Origin of the sequence: Endozoicomonas sp. ALC013 (assembly GCF_049310205.1) — a bacterium.
Lineage (GTDB): Bacteria > Pseudomonadota > Gammaproteobacteria > Pseudomonadales > Endozoicomonadaceae > Endozoicomonas.
In genome coordinates this window covers 1-22,044 of the sequence record NZ_JBLYNS010000087.1, presented here as the reverse complement: position 1 = coordinate 22,044, position 22,044 = coordinate 1, and the positions used below count along the sequence as shown (strand labels likewise).

20 protein-coding genes and 1 pseudogene are annotated in these 22,044 nt (G+C 49.3%); 8 read left to right on the top strand and 13 right to left on the bottom strand.

The features are described 5' to 3' along the window. The 9 genes from ACO6V1_RS15450 to ACO6V1_RS15410 all read right to left on the bottom strand — a co-directional run. On the bottom strand, positions 1-1,147 hold a 1,147-nt coding region (locus tag ACO6V1_RS15450), incomplete at its 3' end, for a hypothetical protein (protein WP_422467509.1). Positions 1,148-1,246: 99 nt separating this feature from the next. Beyond that, positions 1,247-1,696 carry a YcgN family cysteine cluster protein gene (locus ACO6V1_RS15445; RefSeq protein ID WP_422450294.1) on the bottom strand — a complete coding sequence of 150 codons (450 nt, stop codon included), beginning with the start codon at positions 1,694-1,696 and terminating at the stop codon, positions 1,247-1,249. Then, on the bottom strand, positions 1,693-1,992 hold the full coding sequence (locus ACO6V1_RS15440; RefSeq protein ID WP_163369715.1) for a YcgL domain-containing protein: 300 nt from the start codon (positions 1,990-1,992) through the stop codon (positions 1,693-1,695). Before ACO6V1_RS15440 ends, ACO6V1_RS15445 begins: the two co-directional genes overlap by 4 nt. Then, the gene (gene rnd, locus ACO6V1_RS15435) at positions 1,993-3,144 is read right to left on the bottom strand and encodes a ribonuclease D (protein WP_422450293.1); all 1,152 of its coding nucleotides are present in this window, start codon (positions 3,142-3,144) and stop codon (positions 1,993-1,995) included. It abuts the gene before it with no gap. 204 nt (positions 3,145-3,348) lie between these two features. Next, the gene (htpX, locus tag ACO6V1_RS15430) at positions 3,349-4,239 is read right to left on the bottom strand and encodes a protease HtpX (protein WP_422450292.1); all 891 of its coding nucleotides are present in this window, start codon (positions 4,237-4,239) and stop codon (positions 3,349-3,351) included. 357 nt (positions 4,240-4,596) lie between these two features. Further along, a complete protein-coding gene (locus tag ACO6V1_RS15425) occupies positions 4,597-5,034 on the bottom strand; it encodes a hypothetical protein (RefSeq protein ID WP_422450291.1) in 438 nt (145 codons plus the stop codon). 35 nt (positions 5,035-5,069) lie between these two features. Beyond that, a complete protein-coding gene (locus ACO6V1_RS15420; RefSeq protein WP_422450290.1) occupies positions 5,070-5,447 on the bottom strand; it encodes a hypothetical protein in 378 nt (125 codons plus the stop codon). A gap of 138 nt (positions 5,448-5,585) precedes the next feature. Then, positions 5,586-8,096 (bottom strand): hypothetical protein, encoded by a 2,511-nt coding sequence (locus tag ACO6V1_RS15415; RefSeq protein WP_422461599.1) that lies wholly within the window; start codon positions 8,094-8,096, stop codon positions 5,586-5,588. Between the two features lie 202 nt (positions 8,097-8,298). Next, the gene (locus ACO6V1_RS15410) at positions 8,299-9,513 is read right to left on the bottom strand and encodes a pyridoxal phosphate-dependent aminotransferase (RefSeq protein ID WP_422450562.1); all 1,215 of its coding nucleotides are present in this window, start codon (positions 9,511-9,513) and stop codon (positions 8,299-8,301) included. 158 nt (positions 9,514-9,671) lie between these two features. On the opposite strand from ACO6V1_RS15410, the gene msrB reads away from it, so the two are divergent. The 5 genes and pseudogenes from msrB (at position 9,672) to ACO6V1_RS15385 (ending at position 14,119) form a co-directional block, all read left to right on the top strand. Next, positions 9,672-10,061 carry a peptide-methionine (R)-S-oxide reductase MsrB gene (msrB, locus tag ACO6V1_RS15405; protein ID WP_209200597.1) on the top strand — a complete coding sequence of 130 codons (390 nt, stop codon included), beginning with the start codon at positions 9,672-9,674 and terminating at the stop codon, positions 10,059-10,061. Positions 10,062-10,163: 102 nt separating this feature from the next. Further along, positions 10,164-10,364 (top strand): annotated as a pseudogene (locus ACO6V1_RS15400) (hypothetical protein); the annotation flags it as partial. A 39-nt stretch (positions 10,365-10,403) separates the two neighbouring features. Continuing rightward, the gene (locus ACO6V1_RS15395) at positions 10,404-12,002 is read left to right on the top strand and encodes a tetratricopeptide repeat protein (RefSeq protein WP_422450561.1); all 1,599 of its coding nucleotides are present in this window, start codon (positions 10,404-10,406) and stop codon (positions 12,000-12,002) included. An 8-nt stretch (positions 12,003-12,010) separates the two neighbouring features. Further along, entirely contained in the window at positions 12,011-12,208 is a 198-nt protein-coding gene (locus ACO6V1_RS15390; RefSeq protein ID WP_422450288.1) for an IS66 family transposase, read from the top strand. Between the two features lie 300 nt (positions 12,209-12,508). After that, positions 12,509-14,119, top strand: a complete 1,611-nt coding sequence (locus ACO6V1_RS15385; protein ID WP_422467507.1) for a hypothetical protein — start codon at positions 12,509-12,511, stop codon at positions 14,117-14,119. Positions 14,120-14,165: 46 nt separating this feature from the next. On the opposite strand, the gene queF is transcribed toward ACO6V1_RS15385, so the two are convergent. From queF to ACO6V1_RS15365, 4 genes are all read right to left on the bottom strand, one after another. Beyond that, complete coding sequence (gene queF / locus ACO6V1_RS15380) at positions 14,166-15,017, bottom strand: NADPH-dependent 7-cyano-7-deazaguanine reductase QueF (RefSeq protein WP_422450286.1); 852 nt, start codon at positions 15,015-15,017, stop codon at positions 14,166-14,168. Positions 15,018-15,029: 12 nt separating this feature from the next. Beyond that, positions 15,030-15,860, bottom strand: coding sequence for an ABC transporter permease (locus ACO6V1_RS15375; RefSeq protein WP_422450285.1), 831 nt, complete (start codon positions 15,858-15,860; stop codon positions 15,030-15,032). After that, positions 15,860-16,807, bottom strand: a complete 948-nt coding sequence (locus ACO6V1_RS15370) for an ABC transporter ATP-binding protein (protein WP_422461593.1) — start codon at positions 16,805-16,807, stop codon at positions 15,860-15,862. Before ACO6V1_RS15370 ends, ACO6V1_RS15375 begins: the two co-directional genes overlap by 1 nt. 129 nt (positions 16,808-16,936) lie before the next feature. After that, positions 16,937-17,848 carry a TIGR01777 family oxidoreductase gene (locus ACO6V1_RS15365; protein ID WP_422461591.1) on the bottom strand — a complete coding sequence of 304 codons (912 nt, stop codon included), beginning with the start codon at positions 17,846-17,848 and terminating at the stop codon, positions 16,937-16,939. Positions 17,849-18,438: 590 nt separating this feature from the next. Between ACO6V1_RS15365 and ptsG the strand changes: the two genes are divergently transcribed. The 3 genes from ptsG to ACO6V1_RS15350 all read left to right on the top strand — a co-directional run bounded on the left by ptsG (position 18,439) and on the right by ACO6V1_RS15350 (position 21,937). Then, positions 18,439-19,872, top strand: coding sequence for a PTS glucose transporter subunit IIBC (gene ptsG, locus ACO6V1_RS15360; RefSeq protein ID WP_422467505.1), 1,434 nt, complete (start codon positions 18,439-18,441; stop codon positions 19,870-19,872). A 109-nt stretch (positions 19,873-19,981) separates the two neighbouring features. Further along, entirely contained in the window at positions 19,982-20,653 is a 672-nt protein-coding gene (locus ACO6V1_RS15355) for a hypothetical protein (protein WP_422450281.1), read from the top strand. A 675-nt stretch (positions 20,654-21,328) separates the two neighbouring features. Next, entirely contained in the window at positions 21,329-21,937 is a 609-nt protein-coding gene (locus ACO6V1_RS15350) for a hypothetical protein (RefSeq protein WP_422467503.1), read from the top strand. Positions 21,938-22,044: the final 107 nt, after the last annotated feature.

Sequence of the window (22,044 nt, the reverse complement as noted above, 5' to 3'; positions counted from 1 at the left end):
AGCTCCTAGCAGGCGATGTTTTTTTATAATTTTCATAAGCGGATATTATTCCGCTCATCCCTCCTGCTGAGGTAAGGACCAGCAACAGTATGGGGCATGCGTACCCAGTGATAAAGGAAGCCGCTGAGGTTGTCATGGCGAACTTTGATAAGTGCGACAGGAAGTCCGCCAGCAGGGTTGCACTGGCACCGGAAAGAGACCCATAGATATAGGCTTTTCTGACACATTGGCAAAACGTTTCAGGAAGCAGGTTCATGACTGGCCTGATACATTTGTACGTACCATAACCCAGTATTCGCAGGATATTGTCAGGCTGTTGCCGATGCTCATGAAGATGCTTGCCACAGGAATAAAGACCATCAACGATGCCAATAGCCACCATGGCAGAGATAATACCTGCTGCACCTTTTGCCTGACTTATATAGTCCAGTGCATCAGCAGAAATAGTGCCTGCCGCCCCGTTACATAATACTTTGGCGGCAAACTTTTTCAGTGTGTCATCATGCTGGACGACATATCGGGAATATACTTTTTGGGGATTGAGTGTTTGCAGGACTTCAGAAAAAATATCACTGGCAAAACCGTGTTCATTTAACTGACTGATGAGCGCAGAGTCACCTTCAATAGCACTAATGGTTTCGCTGGCCGTATTGCCTGCGTTCTCTTCTGCAAGCAGGAGCGGTGATTTATTGGTGCTGCCTTCGATGTCAATAATACAACAATCGTTTTTTTTACCGGGCTTTTGCAGTGCTGAAGGCTTCCCATACACGGGGGGCTCTCTATAAGCTGAGGGCTCTCTATGCCCCAGAGTATCACCCTCCTGGCCTACCGTGGATTCGCTGTTTTCTTTGCAGTTATCTTTACGACAACATGATGCTGACAAGGTGTCATCTGCCACCTCAATGGCAAGCATAAGCGGTGGCTGTGCAGGCTTGCCTTCTACCTGTCTGGCTGCAAGCCCACAATGTTTCAGTGAATGTTCTGTGCCAGGGCTGGCGTTTTCAAAACTCTGCCTTTTCGGCTCATCAACCATGCTGATACAACGGCCTGACACGGTGGCAACAGTGCCACACCGGACACGCACTGAGCTAAATGCCGGAGAGGTCATTATTGCTGTTGTTTGAGCATGGCTAACTGAGCAAAACATAAATAACGTCCTGTCATTTGATCAAAATTTCAGGGAGGTTACCGGACTGATTCATTGTATGAATGTTGGATGAAGGTCGTATTAAATGCTGTTGATCCTTCAGCCAATCATATTGTGGGGAATGATATAGTCCTCAAGATCATCTTCTGCAATATCATTTTCTGAATGTACCCATCCTTTTACCGAGATTCCGGCCTGATGGATAGATTCACAGGAGCCGGATAACAGTGGATGCCAGTCAAACAGCGGTTTCTTTTCGCTGATCAGCCGATAGGCGCAGGTTTCGGGCAGCCAGTGGAACAGCTCAACATCTTTCAGCGTCAGTACTGTACATTCCGGCACGATGTCTTTACGGTTCGGGTAGTTTTGGCATTGACAGCTGCCGGTGTCCAGCAGTTTACAGGCTACTGACGTGTAATAAACCGTATCCGTATCTTCATCTTCCAGTTTGTGCAGGCAGCAGCGACCACAACGATCACAGAGGCTTTCCCACTCATCGGCGGTCATTTCTGCCAGGGTTTTGGTTTCCCAGAAAGGTTTTGCGGTCATGTTGGGTCGTTAAATGAAAGAAACTCATCCGGCAGTTTGATCAGGTAATCATCCTGCTCTTTGGGGGGCATTTGCAGATAGAAGCCATGATCGGAAATCCCCTGAAGGACACTGGCAGTCTCTACCCGTGCCAGCTTTTTCTCCGGCGTCAGCAACAGGTCAAAAACATGCACCGGTTTGCCAAAGGCTTGCAATAATGCCTCTGGCAGGGTCTTTTCCAATATAGCTCCCTTGTTCAGGTACAGGTACATACCTTCCCTTTTCGGGCTTTTATAGATGGTCACCAGAGACTTCATTCAATGGCCTTTTTCCTGTTGACTTAATTGATTGAGCTGCTGAATCAGCGGGGTGCCGATGATATCACGACGCCAGCCCTTGAGGGTATCCGGTAGCATAAAACGACCATGATCCAGCCAGCTGCGCAGCAGTGGTGTGGTTAATTTGCCCGGCATCAGCAGCTCCATAGGCAACTGCAATTCAACAGCCAGTTGCGACATCAGTGTTTTGATCTGCTTACCCCAATCCCTGACATTTTTTGGCAGTGGCAGAGGCAGCTTTTCAGGCCTTTGTGCTTCCGGAATCTGACTGGCCGATCTGATAATATCCACTATCTGCTCGCCATGGTTGCGGATAATACTGGCACGCATTTCTGGTATTTCCCGCAGGGCATTCATGGCTTTAGGCTGAAACCTCGCCAGTGGCCAGAGGCTGCCTTTGGGGATAACCCGGTTGCGAGGAACATCCAGACTGCGGGAGGCAACTTCCCGAAAGTGGCAGAGTGCCTTTAGTACAGCCAATTGTTGGGGGCGCAATTGCCAGCCTCGTTTTACCTCTTTCCAGGCATTTCCCGGATCAAAAGGCAGCACATTCAACGTCATGGCCAGGCACTCATCCTCCAGCCAGGCCTTTTTCGGCGTTGGCACCAACAGCTGCTCCAGGTGCTGATAAATCTCCAGTAAATGTGCAACATCCAGGCTGGCATAGCGAATCTGGGCATCCGTCAATGGTCGCTGGCACCAGTTAGACCTTGTCTCATCCTTGGGCAGATCAATGTTCAGTACTTGCCTGAGCAGGGCCTGATAACCAAGGGAAAATCCCAGGTTAGCAAACGCTGCGGCCAGCTGGGTATCAAACAGTGGTCTGGGAACGGTATCGGTTAACAGCTTGAACACTTCCAGGTCTTCACTACAGGCATGAAGGACTTTAACCACCGAGTTGTCTTCAAACAATCTGGCCAGTGGTTGCCACTGATCAATGGCCAGTGGATCGATCAGAAAAACATCCGCGCCTGTGCCCACCTGAATCAGCCCTGGCTGTGGGTAGAAAGTGTCTGTACGAATAAACTCAGTATCCAGAGCGATGGCATCAAGCCTGGACCATCGCTGGCAATAGTCTTCAAGTGACTGATTGTTATTGATCCAGACTGGCTCTGGCGACAAAAGTTGCATATCGAAAGGTTCTAACGAAAAACCCCATTATAAACAGTCAATAGCAGCTGTTGATAGACCGGAGCGGTTTTTCTCAGTCCTGTCTTTTCATCTGTCCGGCGCTGGTTGACATTTAAAGATCACAAACGGTTCGACGGAAAACCTTTTTTTGTTGTGCACTGAGTGGTTAAAAAAGGCCGGGGATTACCGGCCTTAAGGGGGAACTTAATGGTGAGCGCGTAGCGCTTCAATGCGCTGGTCTAACGGCGGGTGACTGGTAAACAGGGCTGCCAGTCCACTGCGATCACCGCTGCGGATACCAAAGGCAGTCATGGTTGCAGGCATGGCACTCGGCGCTTCATACTCGGCACGCAGGCGTTCCAGTGCGGCAATCATATCTCTGCGGCTGGCCAGTTCGGCACCGGCTTCATCTGCCCTGAATTCCCGCTGACGGGAGAACCACATAACGATAGCACTGGCCAGAAAACCAAGAATAATCTCGGCGATAAAGCTGGTTATGTAAAAACCCATACCGACGCCACCTTCGTCTTCATCATCACGACGCAGGAAGGAATCAACGGCATAACCGATAATCCGGGCAAAGAACATGACAAAGGTGTTCACAACCCCCTGGATCAGGCTCAGGGTAACCATATCGCCGTTGGCAACGTGGCCAATTTCGTGACCAATAACTGCACGGGCTTCGTTCGGGCTGAAGCGGTCCAGCAGCCCTTCGCTAACCGCAACCAGCGCGGCATTTTTATTCCACCCGGTGGCAAAGGCATTGGCTTCCGGGGAGTGGAAGATACCCACTTCCGGCATGCCGATGCTGGCCTTTTCAGAGAGTTCCCTGACCGTCTCAACCAGCCACTGCTCCCGGGCTGTTTGCGGTTGTTCAATAATCTGCGTCCCTGTGCTCATTTTGGCCATGGTTTTGGAGAGTAGCAGGGAGACAAAAGAGCCGGCAAAACCGAATACAGCACAGAATACCAGCAGGGAACCCATATTCAGCCCCTGGTGGCTCAGATAACTGCCGACGCCGAGAATATTCAGTGTGATACTGGCCAGCAACAGGACTGCCATGTTTGTGGCCAGAAACAACAGGATTCTCTTCATGAGTTAAGGTGACCTCATCGTCATCATTGTCATTAAACAGCAAAGTAGCTGGCCATATGGAATCATATATTTCTGGCTACTTGGGCAGGTGCTATGCGAGGCACAACGGAGGGAGCATAGCCGTAGCTATATGACCGGAGTTGTAACGAAGCACGACTGCATGGATGCAGGAGCTAGAGCAACGCAGGAACTGTTGCCGAGAGTGCCTGAACAAGGAGTCAGAAATATATGATTTCATATGGTTAGCTACTTATATAAAGGCGACTATTTATCCTTTCAAGAGCGTCTATAAAATGCGCTTTATTTTTACATGGTACTGACAGAAAAAGAGCCGGATACCTGCCCCCATTCTGCTCACTATTCGGTAAAAAATTGCAGCGCAGCCCTGGCAATCGCTTCACCGCCTTTATTGTTAAGGGCCTGTCGGCAATGCCAAGCCATTGTCGCCTGTTTCCGGGCAACAGACGGCGGCAGGTCGTTCTTTTTATTATCCGGATTATCCGGGGCAGTGGTGGGCAGACTTAAGCGTAAAAAGCTTTTTTCCGTGAGTACCACCTGATCCAGCGCGTCTTGCCGGATCGTATCCTGATAACGAATATAGCCTTCTGAAGCCAGCCAGAGCATAGCATCAAAACAGGCTTTGTGGCGCCGGTTAGGGATGCCGTACTCGTCGGTGCCGGCGTTGGTAATCAGATCGTCAACGTAAAGTGTTGTCAGGCGGGGGAAGCTATTATAAAGCTGAACCAGCGTTTTTACGCAGTCCTGGTAAAATTCGTCAATGTGTATGTCGTTCATAGATCATCCATAAAAACGCTGAAAGGCTGACACTTTCAGAGGTTAATGTCCAAGTCAACAGCAGCTTTTCCATTAACATAATTCGCAATTACATAATCAGATACAGTCGTCTTCCCGGTAATGTCTTCGAAGGTCTGAGCCATCCTTCCCAAAGCTGCTCCGACCACTACTACTGCGGGTATGACAACAGGGGCTCTCGTCGACATGGATCTGATGAATGGTTGGCCGGTTGCTTTCGCCATCTGTTTCGCGATGTAAACGGTATTTCTTTCTAAAACAAAAGTCCCTACGCCAACCTTCAATCCTAAGTATGCCCCGACTTTGGTTAATGTGTCCGTCTCAAATTTAGTGCCACGGCAGGTGATACACGCAAGCTGTGCAAGCTCCTTACTGGTTTCAGTTGTGCCTTTCATGAGCAATGAATCCTGTGAATTTTATATTTACTGCGTCATAACCCGGGGAAATTATAGAGTAAATCTCTGCCTGTTGTGCGAGATTCAAGGCTTTTGACAATTGCCGGTTACACCTTTTTTTTGTTGGCAACAGCGTTATTAACGCCCTTGGCTCCAGCGCTGCTGCTGATTTTTTCGCATCAGGTCATGGCGGCTATCCTGGCCTGCTTCAGAAACCGGTTTTTGATAGTCCGGCTGAAGTCGGGTCTTCGCTTCAAAGAAAAACCGGGCGCTGTCTGAGTGTTGTTTCTGCCTCGGAAATATTTCTGCCAGAAAGCCATGGATATGCCCAGCCGTACTGCCCAGGGCACAGCGCATAAAAAATTCCATCTCTTTTTTTGCTTCGGGATCTTTCAGAAGCTGCAACCATTGGACGACGGTGTCGACCAGTTCCTGGTCCGATGCCTGCTCAGGCAATGGGCTGTTCCTGCGCATGGCAAGGCAGACGGATTGCTTCAGAGATTGCCAGGATATATCCAGCAACTCTCCTTTTTCTCTGTCCGTCAGGCCTACTGCCCCGTATTCTCCGTTAACATAGCGCATAATGGTCCAGGACAACTCCAGTGTCAGGCGATAAATGCCAATGGTACCCTTTCGGGTCGGATCGGCAAGGACTCTCTGGTAGCAGGACAGCTCGCTGATGATATCACCATAGGCCCGATGGGCATTGACCTCCGTGAGCAATTGCCGAATGCCACCGTTCCAGTGATCTTTTCGCATGGTTTCCGTTGCTGACAGCGTTTTTCCATAAGGCCCCATCACCTGGTATGAGTCATCCGGCATCAGCGATTCTGGTCGGTTACGGCCCTGCCAGATTCTGATCCCGGCCTTCAGTTTTTTGCACAGTTCCTTTACCAGGGTTTTCCGGCTCCGGGGCAGTGCTGGCATGACAACATCTGCCTCTGTGTTGAGAGTATCCGGCTCTTCGGGAGGCTCTTCGACGGTTCCGGTGCCTGCCAGTGTCACCGACTCAGTAACAGTTGGCGCATACTGTGGCAACAGTGCCGCCAATTCCCCTCGTAATTGCTGAAGCACGGTATGTTCGTGCTGCGTCCAATAGGCCTGGGGATGACTAATCAGATTGTCGGCCTGTGCTTTCATGGTCTTAAGCTGTTCAAAGCTTAACCCGGGGAGTCCTGTAGCCAGTAGCTGACTGCGCAGGCTTATGCGCAGTATTTCCAGTTGCAGGCGGACATCAGGCTGCTTCTGCCCGGGCATCCGCCGACAACCGCTCTCCGTCTGGATAATGGCTTCATAGGCACGACGGTGTTCACCCTGTTTGTTCAGGATAAATGCCTTGAGCCACAGCACCGGGTAGTAGTCAGGGGCTATGGCTTCGGGTATCTGCCCATGGTTGCCTGTGAACAGGGCATCAAGCATCATTTGGGCCTGGGGATGATATTGCGCCAGCCGTTGTGAAAATCTTTCACGCCACGGATCCGATAACGCTTCAGAAGGACAACGGGCCAGGGCGTACAGCAGCGCAAACCAGTTGTGGTCAACCTTATCAACGACCAGTCTGAGGATAAACTCAATATACAGGTCGCCCTCAGGAAAATAAGGCCTGAGCGCATTCAACTGGTTCACAATCTTGTCTTTTATGCGCAATTCCATTTGGTGCGGTTCGCCATCCTGTGCCTTTGAATCAATGATTTTGTTCAGATGATCCAACTGCGCGATACATGCTTTAATGACATGACCAGCAAATATCTCTTTACCAGTAAACGACGTTTGCGGATTAAGGATACCTTTCTTATTGAGCTGGTTAAGGACGGCCAGTAAATGCAGTGAATTATCCTGACCATAAGTGCGTTTATCAAACGCGGCCATGATTGTCTTTACTGAGCACAACATCTCAGAATCCAGTTCCCGGTCATGGTCGAGTACCCTGGCCAGTGACCTGGCAAACAACTCACACCATTTGGAATATAGTTTCTGTTCGGATTTTTCGTTTTTTTTCAGTGATTTTGCTGTTGGATCAACAAAAAGTGAAAAGCATTTAAGAACTCTCTTCAGCAGAGTGACAGATTCGGTTTTATTCGCCTGATCGATATTATCCGGTAAGTTTATAACAATATCATCTGTCGTATTTTTGCTGACTGATTCGCCATCATCATCGCTATCACTGGTCACACGGTATAACTCTTGAGCGATCTGACGGTTTATGTCATCGGCGATTTCATTTATTTTTTTATAAAAATTTTCCTGGAATTCCTCATAAAAATCTGCGGATTTCATCAGGCGTTCAAAAGTTGCCAGATTTGTACAAGTCGCCATTGCCTTGACGCACTCCTGGTGCAAGTCTTTACACTTGTTCATATGCTTTAACAGTTGTCCCGTATCAACACCGTGCAGTAACTCACCTCGTTCCAATGAAGCGTCTGGATTATACGTGCGAAAATTATGTTTCATGAAGTTATTCAGTGCACCCATTTCAGCAATCATGCTTTTTAAAATAAGCTGGTGTTTTTGGGCAGGTGTTATAGATTGAACTTGCCGTCCACCCAGTTTCCCGGTTTTACGTGATGACGCCCCGGCTTTTCTGCAATCATTATTGGGTGGATCCGCAGAGAGTGCTGTATTGGATGTTGTGGGAGGCAAGTTATCCACAATGATAATCCCATTGTAATTACTTTTATTTCTTCCCTGACAAGCTCAGTTATTAAATAGAACAATGGCTTTTAAACAGAACACTGGTTTTTTAATTGGTAGACAAAAATAAATAATAAAAGTTCAACCCTTTTAAGCTGTTAACTACTTATGTTGAACCTATGGGAGCCACCCCGGCATAGCCGGGGGTTAACGGTGTTAATTACTGCCGGTATCGACTGAGGAACCGTTCAAGTTTGGTCATTACGGTTTCCAGGTCTTCTGTCCTGGGGAGCGAAATGATGCGCAGATGGTCAGGCTCAGGCCAGTTGAAAGCAGTGCCCTGGACCAGCAGTACTTTTTCCTGAAGGAGAAAATCCAGTACCAGCTGTTCATCATCATGGATCTTGTGATGTTCAGGGTCGAGCCTGGGGAACAGGTAGAGGGCTCCTTTGGGCTTGGTACAGCTGACGCCCGGTATCTGATCCAGCATTTCCCAGGCCCGGTTACGCTGCTCAAGCAGTCTGCCGCCGGGCAATATCAGGTCATTAATACTCTGGTAACCACCCAATGCGGTCTGAATGGCGTGTTGCGCAGGTACGTTGGCACAGAGGCGCATTGAGGCCAGCATTTCCAGGCCTTCAAGGTAGCTTCTGGCATTTTGCTTCGGGCCGGACACCACCAGCCAGCCCGCCCGAAAGCCGGCAACCCGGTAAGATTTGGACAGGCCGTTAAAACTGATACAAAGCACGTCGTCCGCCAGCGAGGCCAGGGCCGTGTGCTCAACCCCGTCATAGAGGATTTTATCGTATATTTCGTCAGCGAATATGATCAGGTCGTGCTCTCTGGCCAGCTGTACGATCTCTTTCAGAAGGTCGTCCGGATAAACCGCACCAGTCGGGTTGTTTGGATTGATAACCACAATCCCCCGGGTTTTGGCGGTAATTTTACTGCGGATATCGTCAATATCCGGACACCAGTCTGACTGCTCATCCTTACGATAATGAACGGCACGGCCACCGGACAGATGCACAGCGGCGGTCCACAAGGGGTAGTCCGGAGCCGGGATCAGCATCTCATCGCCATTGTTCAGCAATGCCTGCATGGTCATCACCACCAGCTCACTGACACCGTTACCGATAATAATGTCTTCAACAGAAATGGGCGGGAAGTTCTTCTGTTGACAGTACTGCATAATGGCCTTGCGGGCTGAAAACAGGCCCTTGGAATCACAGTAACCCTGCGACAACGGCAAATTGCGGATCACGTCCTGGGTGATTTCATCGGGGGCATCAAAGCCAAACGCCGCGGGATTGCCCGTGTTCAATTTAATGACACGATGTCCCTCTTCTTCCAGCCGCTTGGCTTCACGAAGAACGGGGCCGCGAATGTCGTAACAGACATTGTCGAGTTTGGTGGATTTTTCAATATCCTTCATGGATGTCTTACCGATGGTTTCAGGTTCTTTGGGCTTGCCGTGTGGCATTATGAATTGATCTTGCAAGAGTTGCACTAGTGTAGATAGTTTTTAACCGGGCGGTTATCCTAGGAAAGTCTCTGTTGACTGATGAAAGTGGAATAAGAGGGCAGTATTTGATGACCGAGAAAAAATCAGATGAACAGTGGCGGGCAACGCTTACCGATGAACAGTACTATGTGTGCCGTGAAAAGGGGACTGAGCAGCCTTTTACCGGCGAATATAACTTCTTTGAGAAAGATGGTGTTTTTCACTGTGTCTGCTGCCAGCAAAAGCTGTTTGACTCATCGGTGAAATTTGATGCCGGGTGTGGTTGGCCCAGTTTCTACCAAACCATCGACAGCGATGCGATCACCATGCAGGAAGACAACAGCCTTGGCATGGAGCGCACTGAAGTCCTTTGTTCTAATTGCGGTGCTCACCTGGGCCACGTATTTCCGGACGGGCCGGAACCTACCGGTCTGCGATATTGTATCAACTCGGTGGCGATGAAGTTTAAAGACCGGTAGTCCTGCTGGCTACTCATGAAATAGATCAGGAAATAATTTCGGCACTCTTTCGAATGGAGCTTTTTCACGGAACTTCTGGTTGATAGACAAGTCTGACAAGTTATGAACAGTATCAGTCAATCTTGTGCAATCTGCTGGGATGAAATCAGGGAAAGTCCTGGTACAAGATGCTCTCGAACTGCAGCGGCCCTGGCCCGGAAGATCCGAATCAAAGACACGGCTACGGTCGTAAGGTTACAGCCGTGCACTCATGAATACCACCACGCATGCATAAGCAACTGGGTGAAAATAACCCCACGGTGTCCAATTGACCGCCGCTTGATAACGGGCAGTACTCCCTCAATGACCTGGCCCGTAAATCTGCGGAAGGAGCTGTTCAAGTCAATTGAGGGTAACCGGGTCAGGGATGTAGAAGATATTCTGGCAACCGGGTTCAACCCCGGTCAGCGCTCGTTCCTGGATAGGAAAAACCCGCTAACCCTGTCGTTAAAGCAACAACGTTGGGAAATAGCAGCACTGCTGATCAGCGCGGGATTGACCACCAACAATAAAGTAGCGCAAAACAGACTGGGCTTGATGTACCTGTACGGTCTGGGGGTGGAGCAGAACTTCGCCGAGGCCCTGACCTGGTTCTACAAGGCCGCCGACCACGGGAATGCCAAAGCACAAAACAACCTGGGCTTAATGTACCTGATTGGTCTGGGGGTGGAGCAGAACTACGCCGAGGCCCTGAACTGGTTCCAAAAGGCCACCAAGCGTGGGGACCCCGACGCACAAAACAACCTGGGCTCTATGTACTTAAGGGGCCTGGGAGTGGGGCAAAACTACGCCAAGGCTTTCACCTGGTTCCGCAAGGCCGCCTGCCAGGGATACAGTTCCGCGCAAAACAACCTGGGCTGGATGTATGCAGAGGGCCTGGGGGTAAGGAAGAGCTACGCCAAAGCCCTGACCTGGTTTTGTAAGAGTCTCGAACAGGGAAGTGTCGCCGCACACAACAATCTGAGCTGGATCATCGGGGAGTTACCTCGGGAGACCGAGCAAAACTGCATCGAGGCCTTTATCTGGTTCCGCAAGGCCGCCAAAAAGGGAGACCCCAGCACGCAAAACATCCTGGGCTGGATGTACTTTAAGGGGCTGGGGGTGGAGCAAAACTACGGTGAGGCTCTGACCTGGTTCCGCAAAGCCGCTGACCAGGGACTCGCTGCCGCACAAAGCAACCTGGCCTGGTTGTACTATCAGGGTCTGGGGACGGAGCAGAACCACACCGAAGCCCTGACCTGGTACGACAAGGCTGCCAACCAGGGAGACACCGCATCGCAATATCAGCTGGGTCGGATGTTTCTGAAGGGGCTGGGAACAGAGCAGAATTATGCCGAAGCCCTGATCTGGTCCCGCAAGGCCGCCGACCAGGGAGACGCAGGTGCACAACACAGTCTGGGTTGGATGCACCAACACGGTCTGGGGGTGGAGCAGAGCTATACTGAGGCCCTGGCCTGGTACCGCAAGTCTGCTGATCAGGGACACGCCGGTGCACAAAACAACCTGGGCTATTTGTACCTGATGGGTCTGGGGGGGGAGCAGAACTACGCCGAAGCCCTGTTCTGGTTTTGCAAGTCTGCCGACCAGGGCGTTGCCGCTGCACAATATCAGCTGGCCTGTATGCACCTGAAGGGCCTGGGGACGGAGCAGAACTACACCGTGGCCCTGACCTGGCTGGAGAAGGCCGCCAGGCAGGGGCACATCCCTGCACAAAAAAATCTGGCCCGGCTGCATGGCAACAGCCTGGAAAGAGCTGGACATCATCCCTGCCAGGGTGAGAGTAAAAGAGATCCTACAGGAGAAGCGGGGTATTCCCGGAGTCGCAAGACGACAATCAACCAGAAAGACGAATCACCAAAGCCGCTGAGTTGCCCAGGCATCCTATTCCCAAGTCAGCAGTGACAACCTGCATGCTGGCCTACATCATTGTTGCCAGGTTCTGTGATGCCCTGCATCTATACCGGCAGGAAAAAATCCTCGCCTGCTACGGTGGTTCGGTCACCCGCACGACTATGGCTAACTGGTTGATGCGTCTGTCCCGGCAACTAACTGATCAACCTGATTGCAGTCTGCCGCCAGGAAGGCATAACGCAGCTTGGGTGTTTTGACCATGTGAGACGTAAATTTATCGATGCCAAAAAAGGCGAGGCCAAGCCAGGCAAAAAGGTAAAGGGCAATTTTAAAGAACTGCCTTATGCCGACACGGTTGAGAAACGGGAGCGGCTGCTACCTTGGACAGTGAAAGCATCTAAAGGATAAGTCGTAAAGTTTGGGCTGGCTATGACGGCGGTTTTATTGGCGCTTACGATAAACCTGAGACTTTTGTTTGACTGCTTGCAACTAATTGCTTTTTTTATTGTCTGATTGAGTACTGACAACAATAACCTTGGCGAGGTATTTAATCAGTTATGCAACCTGCAAAGCTCCAACCATCACCTCTACCGCTCAGCTCAAACGGGCAGGAACCATCTGACCAGTCAATAGAAAAACCAGAAAAGGCTGAAAGCAGCTTTTTTGGCGCTGTCGTTACCAGAATACTTCACGCTATTGGCTTCCTGGAAACCGGCACCGGCACAGATACGGCCCTTGCCGACAGAAAAATTTCTTCCTCTGATCAAGGCGGCCCTGCTGGTAAAGGCACACAATCCGAAACTGGCATAACAACCGATCCGCAGCCCGCAATTCTGATGGATCCGGAAGAGGCTCTGTCAGCTCTTAAAGAAGCTGTAGAAGCAAAAGATGCCGCAAGGGTTCAATCATTATTGGCATCGCTGAAACTGTCATCCCCGGAACAGGCTGCGCAAAAAGCCGGGGATATCCTGAAAACAGTCTTGCAGGATAACTTACCATCTATCCGTAGTTTGCACCCGGAAGAGTACAATAAGCTTAAAGCGCTTATCGACTGTTTGCTGGCAGATTGTGACCATGATGATAGTACACTGGCAAATTCAGCTCTTGAGTTGTTCTTCGACCGGAAAGATTTCGACCATGCCTGTCATATTAAAGATACCTGCAAAGCAACTGCAAATCTTGAAGCAGACCGTCTCAGGATAGCTCTCGATGAACTGGTCCAGGAATACGCACCCTACACTGAACCTGCCAAAACTATCGAAATACTGCTCCCGCAATGCAATTCAGACGCTGAACGTAGCATAGCTCTCGATGAACTGATCGAGAAATACGCATCAGACGCTGAAAGTAGCAAAGTTCTCGATAAACTGATCGAGAAATATGGACCAGACGCTGAACCTGGCGAACACTCCCTTTATGACCATGGCAAAGCAATACTGAAACTGGCAAATCTGCAAGATGCCCAATCCCTGGAGTTTGCCAAAAATACTCTGGCTAACGGGCTGGAAAAATGTTTGCAAGACGCTAAATGGCTACTAAAACTGGACGAAGAAAAGTACGAAGACATAGTGAATTTTTTTGAGGAATTTTTCAATCACGGTATCAAGGATACCAAGCTGGCTTACTCCCTCATGAATCTCTGTTTTACCAGGCTTAATTTCGATAGAGCAATAGATATTTCAAAAAAATTCAGAGTTCACCTTACCGACAAGGACCTTGTCAAAGCCCTCATGAAAGAATCTCGCCAATGCTCTTACGATGTCGATAAACTGCTGAAACTGGCAGCTCCCGAGGCAGCTGGCAAACAAATAATTAAAGACACCATTAAGGATATTTTGACAAAAAAGCATCGTGAAATCAGGTTCATGGAACCCTACGAGATTTCAAATTTCAAGGATTTTATCGCATCTTACGCTTGGCACCTTCCCGGAGAGGTCAGTGACAAATTGTTCCTGCTCAATCCGCTCATTGCGTTTTGTGTCCGCGGAAATGAAATTGACATGGCAAAAAGACTGAAAATGCGTTTTGAGGGGTGTTACCTTGAGCAGCAGGCTTACAAGGAAGCTGAACAAAACGTTATTCTGTCTTCACTCGATGAGACAAAGAAATCAAAGATATTAGACGATTTACGGGATCTGACCGAGCATACCAAGAGCAAGACCGATTAAACACCGGCCTTCCCGCTTATTGTGCTTGATGAGAAATCATTGAGACTTATTGTCTAATCAAACGCAGAGCCCCTGGTTTGCTATCTGATTTACTGCGCCAGGGGTTAATATCCAGCCCACCCCGCCGCAGATATTGGGCATAGATCGTCAGCTCTGTAAACCTGTAGTGTTTTTGCAGATCAACAAACGCTCGCTCAACACACTGTTCATGGAACTCCTGGTGGTCCCTGAATGAACAGACATATTTCAGTAGCGATGCATGATCAATCTGCTCACCACAATAACTGACCACCAGCGTTCCCCAATCAGGCTGACCGGTAACCGGACAGTTGGATTTCAGCAAATGGGTATTCAACGTCTCACTGACTAGCCCATTATCAGCCGCTGATTTATCACCTGTTGAGCTTCTGGCCAAGAGCGTTGGGTCATACTGGTAACAATCCACAATGACATCAACTTCATCAATATTGGTTCCCGGCGCAGGATCAAAAGCACGGGCCTCAAATTCATTGATGGTATATAGCCGCACTGCCACCGGTGCTTTGGCTGCTGCCGAAAGGTCCCGGGCAATACAGTCTGCAACCTGTTCAGCACTGGCAAACCGGGATTGATTAAATGAGTTGAGATACAGTTTGAACGACTTGGATTCAATCAGGCAGGGGGAGCTGCAGGGCAGCTCAAACCGGGCAACGCGGACAACGGGCTTTCCGGAAAGATTTAACCAGGAAAGCTCATAGCCATACCAGAGATCACGACCGTAAAACGGCAAATTATCCGGATCAATACCCAGCTCTATACGCTTGTCTTGCCGCTCAATGGGAAACAGCAGCGAAGGATCGTATGCCGATTTGTAGTCGCTGTTTTTACCCAGCGGTGAAGCATGCAGAACATCATTCATTGCCAACAACCATCAACTTCTCAGACCTCGACCCGTTTTCAGCAGGTGCAAGCTGTAAGCACCCAGTAACAATATCGCCAGCAACATTACCGCAAAAGCAAAGCGGGTATCAACACCACCTGCCTCCCCCAGAAGTCCATAGCGAAAGGTATTCACCTGATAGAGAATCGGATTCAGCATAGAGACTTTCTGCCAGAATTCGGGCAGGATTTCGATGGAGTAAAAGACACCACCAAGGTAGGTCATGGGCGTCAATACAAAGGTCGGAATAATGGATACATCGTCAAACTTTCTGGCAAAAATGCCATTGATAAACCCTCCCAGGGCAAACAGGGTGGCGGTCATGACCACGGCCAGTAAAGTTGCAAACACATCATGGATATCCAGCTCAACAAAAAACAGGCCCAACCCCATGACGATAGCCCCGGTAATCACACCCCGGGCCACCCCTCCCAGCACATAACCCGCCAGAATGATCCAGTTGGGCACGGGAGATATCAGCACCTCTTCAATGCTTCGCTGAAATTTATTGCTGAAAAAACTGGAGGCCACGTTACTGAAGCTGTTGGTAATCACCGACATCATGATCAACCCGGGCAAAACGTAAGTCATATAACTGAAGCCGCTCATGGTACCAATGCGCGAACCAATCACCGCCCCGAAAATAACAAAATAGAGCACCATGGAAATCGCCGGTGGTAACAGAGTTTGCGGCCAGATTCGCATAAAGCGCCGCACTTCCTTGGCAAAGATGGTGACAAAGGCAACCCAGTGATAACGAAACTCACTGTGTTGCGGCCTTTCTGGCAATCCCCGACTTCCCCCATGTTCCAAGCCTGACATCACGCTTCGCCTCCCGTTGCACTTTCACCTTTCAAGGCACCGTTGGTCATATTGACAAAAAGCTCTTCCAGTCGGTTGTTTTTATTTCGCATGCTGGCGACTTCTATTTTAAGTTCACTCAGCTGTCGGAACAGATCGTTCACGCCCGTATTCTTATCCACTTCAACTTCCAGGGAGTTATTGTCAATTTTGTTCACCTTATAGCCTGAAAACACCGGTATCTGTTCAATAGGCTGGCGCAAATCCAGGACAAAGCTTTCCTTCTGCAACAGGCTGAGCAGCCGTTTCATGCTGGTGTTTTCCACGATTTCCCCCTGATCGATGATGGCAATATTACGACAGAGTTGCTCCGCCTCTTCCAGATAGTGGGTAGTCAGAATAATCGTAGTGCCCTGGTCGTTGATCTCTTTGATAAACTCCCACAGACTTCTACGCAGCTCTATATCCACGCCTGCGGTGGGTTCATCAAGAATCAGTAATTCAGGTTCATGGATCAACGCCCTGGCAATCATCAAACGTCGCTTCATACCGCCCGACAGCATTCGGGACTGGGTAAAGCGTTTATCCCACAAGCCGAGTTTTTTCAGGTAGTGCTCAATACGGGGTCTGGCCTGCCTGGCAGAAAGGCCATAATAGCCAGCCTGACTGACCAGGATGTCTTCAACTTTTTCAAACTGGTTAAAATTAAATTCCTGGGGCACTACCCCCAGGGAACGCTTGGCCCGAACCAGGTCATGCTCAATGTCATGGCCGAAGACAGAGACACTCCCGGCAGACTTTCGGACCATTGATGAAATCACGCCGATGGTGGTTGATTTACCGGCACCATTGGGACCCAGCAAGGCAAAAAAGTCGCCTTTCTCGACCTCCAGGTCAACCCCTTTCAGAGCAACAAACCCGTCGTCGTATACTTTTTTTAAATTCTTGATGGCCAATGCCTGAGTCATGGTTCTCAGCCTTGAGATATCTATAATCAGTTATGAAATCTTATAATAAAAAAATCTTTGAGACCGTTAATTTATTTACACGGTCTGCAATGATCAGGATAAGAAACGCCCCCGGCCAGTGAGGAGCGTTTATCGCAGGTAAGCAAGCAGTGATGCCAAAGCCTTTCTGGCATTGGGGTAAGCGAAGGTAAAGCCTGCTTCCTGAAGTCGCCTGGGCGTCACCGCCTGCCCTTCCGTTAGCAACTGTGCAGACTCTCCAAGCATCAACGCAAGAGCACTTTCTGGCGTGGTCAAGATGGCCGGTCGGCGAACCGCACGCCCAAGCTCTTTGGCAAATGCCTTGTTGGTCAGAATCTCCGGGGAAACGGCATTAAAAACCCCTTTTGTTTCCGGGTGGTTTACCAGATAGAGCAATGCATTGAGCATATCGTCCATGTGTATCCAGGACATGATCTGTCGGCCATTGCCAATTGGCCCCCCCAGCCCCAGACGGAAAACAGGTAGCATCTTCTGCAACGCTCCGCCACTGGGGTGCAACACCACACCGATTCTGACGATACAGGTGCGAACCCCCAACGTCTCAACGCGCCTGGCCACCTGTTCCCAGCGATCACAAAGGGTTGCCGCGAAGTCACTGCCCACTTCTGCGGACTCATCCAGCTCCTCGCCGGGACGGGAGAAGCCATAATATCCGATTGCAGAAGCACTGATGAAACAGCCCGGTTTATTTTCCATCCGCTCAATCAGGTCCACCAGCTCTGACGTTACCCCAATGCGGCTATCCAGCAGGGTCTTTTTGCGAGCCTGGCTCCATCTTTTATCGAGAATGCCCTCCCCGGCAAGATTAATCACCGCATCAAAATACGAGGCTGGATTAACAGCGGATAGCGAGGAAACAGGCTTTACCCGGGTTGATAGTTGCAGACGAACTTCTTTAGCCGGTTGACGACTCAACACGACCACCTGATGCCCTTCATTAAGCAGACGATGAACCAGTCGGCGCCCAATAAACCCGGTACCACCGGTAATCAGATATTGCATGAATCCATCAGCTCCATTGCTCAGCCCCAATTGCGCCCTGGCTTATTGCCAGCAGGGGCAGGGAAACTACGTTTGATTAATAATACTCACATCCGTTAGTAATCGTAACATTTTCTGAAAAGATAAAAAAAAGCCCAGGTCCCCTCAAACCTGAGCTTTATTGACTGCCACCCTGATGCTCCCGCTTCTATTCTAATTTCCATGCTGTGGTGTTGACTACCCAGACCCGGAGCTGGGCATTTCTTGTTGTTTGACCTGCTCTCGTTGATCCAGTGCACGCTTTGAATTATACGTAAAAGCCGCACGCGATCACTTGATCCAGATCAAGTTATTTCGAGATATACCTACCGAGCCATTAATGGCTTCATCTACGAACCAACAGAATCTGACAAGCTCCTTAGTAAAGCATCCAGTTGGTCTATTCTTATGGACTATTGTATTTCTCCTCCAACACTAACCGAGACTGACTCAATCTGATTGCAGCAGGGTATCTGTACTCCGTCGCCATTTATAACGGGCAGGTGTTGCAGTTGACCGGTTACTATCCAAGAAGCGGTCTGACCGGTTAATCCCTTTCCGGAGCCACCCTCATGATCAAAAGTACTTTCGGTACGCTGCAAAAAATTGGTAAAGCATTAATGCTGCCAGTTGCCGTACTGCCCGTAGCCGGGATTCTTCTGGGCGTGGGCAGTGCAGGGTTTTCGTTCATACCGGACCTGATTTCCAGCATTATGGCCAATGCCGGCGGTGCCGTATTCAGCAATCTGCCGCTGATTTTTGCCATTGGTACGGCCATAGGGCTGGCGGGAAACGACGGTGTTTCTTCAGTAGCTGCTGTCGTTGGCTTTGTCATTATGCTCGGCACCATGGGTATCATGGCCAATCAACTGGGCTTTGAACCCTCATCGGTGATGGGCATTAGTACCATTGATACCGGCGTCTTTGGTGGCATCATTGTCGGGATACTGGCTTCAGTGATGTTTAACCGATACTACAAAATTCAGTTACCGGAGTATCTTGGTTTCTTTGCCGGTAAACGGTTTGTCCCCATTGCTACCGGCATTGGTGCCATTTTCCTTGGTATTCTGCTGAGCTTTATCTGGCCTCCAGTCCAATCCGTTATCAATAACTTTTCCCATTGGTCAGTGAATGAAAACCCGGAGGCGGCAGGGTTTGTTTACGGTTTTGTCGAAAGGCTACTCATCCCTTTTGGCCTGCACCACATCTGGAACGTGCCTTTCCATATGGAAATGGGTGAATTTATTGACGAGTCCGGTACGGTATTTAATGGCGATATTGCCCGCTTCTTTGCCGGAGACCCAACCGCCGGTTTTCTGGCCGGCGGCTATCTGTTCAAAATGTTTGGTTTGCCTGCTGCTGCCATTGCCATGTGGCATTGTGCAAAACCGGAAAACAGGGCAAAAGCTGGCGGTATCATGATCTCTGCAGCACTGACCTCGTTACTGACAGGCATCACAGAGCCCATTGAATTTTCTTTCCTGTTTGTTGCTCCGCTGCTCTATGGTATGCACGCGTTGCTGGCTGGCATGGCTTACACCATCACCAACTATCTGAACATCAAGATGGCCATGTCCTTTTCCAATGGCCTGATCGACTATGTGCTCTATTTCGGCATTGCCACCAAACCTGTCTGGATCATTATTCTCGGGGCACTCTATGCCGTTCTTTACTATGTTATTTTCCGGGTATTGATTCTGGCACTTAACTTGAAAACGCCCGGGCGCGAAGATGAAAGTGACAGCGAAGTCAATGTCGGGCCATCCAGCGAGCTGGCCGTTAACCTGATTAATGCGTTTGGCGGTCAAGGCAATATTAAACACCTGGATGCCTGCATTACCCGCCTTAGAGTCACCGTTAACAATACAGAAAATGCCGATATTGACCGGATAAAACAACTGGGCGCAACCGCAGTTGTGGTAGTTGGCCATAATATGCAGGCGATCTTCGGGCCCAAGTCCTGCAATATCCGTACCGAAATGCAGGAGGCAATGAAAACCATGTGATAAGGGAATCACGCCAGAAGCATCCTGGCCTCAGGACTTCTGGCGGTGCTTATGAATGACAGGAATCAGCCGATAGAAAAATTTTCATAATTATCGCGGAGATAAGCGCATGCATGGAGTAGGAGGCACTCAGCAGCTCGCCAATCTGGCACCAGCAAACGACAGCAATGCCCAGACTGACAAAGGCTTTTTTGGCCAGCTCAAAGTCACCGTTGTTAAAGGTGTAAGAAATATTCTCTCTGCAAATTATTCATCAATCCCCGACAACGCCAAGCTTGCTTCACGAAATATCACCGTGCTCGCCTCCGCCCTGCACCCCTTGTTTAATGAGAGGGATAACGACGGCATCAAAGACATCAGCCAGGATTTTGAGCAGGCTTTGAAAAAGGCAAGTAATAACCCAAAGTCCATGAAACTCTTTTCTCAAATCAACCAGGAATTGGAGAAAATACAACAGTTACAAGAAGAACTGTCAGAGCTTTATAGCACTAACGACAGGCTTCTGAGGATTCCCGGGGCAGTCAATGGCCCGCGACACACGGAAGTCAAGGCACAGATCACTGAATGTCAAAATGTCATGGCTGGTGCCAAACAAAAGGGTACCCGTGCCCAGCAAAAATTCAATAAAACGGTGGGCCCTCAACTGAAAATTGATATTGACGCATTACAGGTGCCGGAGGAAAAACGCTCGCCTGAATCTGCTAAAGACTTAGCCAAGTTTGAAAAAATGAAAACTGATCTACTTAAGCGCCAGGAGCCTGTCGGACTTAAGCGTCCGTAGCGAGGATTGCGAGAAACTGAAGATAAAAAGTCGGAAATTTTTAGTGAATAGTGGCTCTATTTGCTAAAAATTTCTGACTTTTTAGGCCAATTTGCTGCCACCGCACGACTGCATGGATGCAGGAGCTAGGGCAACGCAGGAGCAGTTGCCGCGTAGGGCAGTCTATTCTCGGTCAGCCTCCTAGCAAACACGGGATTCGAAACATCCTTTATGGGAACATTCATTCCGTCAAAGATACCTTCTGGCTTGCACTCATTCATTAGCCATACAAGCCGACAAATAGACTATATTTCACTATCTTCTTAATTGTGCTGGGGAGACACTGCGATGCATGGAGTCGGCGGCGGCCATCAACCTGTCAACCTGACACCGACAATCAACGACGTTAAAACTCCGGAAACCAATAAATCAGAGGGAGACTTTCGCGGGTTTAAGGTCACAACAACAAATACATTCAAGTCATTCCTGTCATCCCTGTTATCCCGTTTTTCGTCAACACCCGAAAAAACCAGCATCCGGGACAGACACGCCCAAAAGTACAAGCCAACACAGCAACACGGCCCAACCATCAGTGACAAACCAGCAAGAGGCAAGAATGTTGAGCAGCCAGCAAAGCAGGCCAATCCAGCCACCATCAAAAGGAATTTTGACACCCTTTGCTCTACCTTGGAGCGGATGCAATCTTATAAAAATGACTTACAAAACCTGACACGCGGTACGGAAGAATTCCGAGTGTGCAGTCTTGAAGTTCAGCTGGTTAAAGCAGACTATAAAGCGGCGGTCAAAAGCTTCAATAAATCCGTCAGTGCGGATAAACAAATTGACGCATCAGACCTTGAGATGGCAATGGCAAATAAACACTCGCCAGAATTTGCTGAAGACGCAGCGAAATATAAACAAATGAAAATCCCTGCATTTATGTCAAGCACGGAGAGAAAAGAGAGTGTTGAGCAGCCAATAGATCTGGCCCTCAAAAATCCAGACACTGAGAAAAAATTCACCAACCTTTGCGATACCCTGAAACAGATGCAAAAGTGTAAAAATGAGTTACAGGACCTGAGTCATAGAAGTAATACTCACATAGCGTTTGAATCTGACATTAATGTGGCTAAAGCAAACTTTAACCAGGCAGTAGAAAGCTTCAACAGTGTCGTTGGTGATGATCTGAAAGTTGACGCTTTCGACCTTGAGATGGCAATGGCTAATAAGGACGCACCAGAATTTGCTGAAAACATAGCCAGGTTTCAACAAATGAAAATCCCTTCATTTATGCCCAAAAACTGACTTTATCGTGTTTCTGCGCGACACTTTTCCTGCCGGAACGGTTTTTGCATAAGCGAACTTTCGTCAATGGCCAAACCAGTCTGGCTGGCCATCATTGAAAACGACTC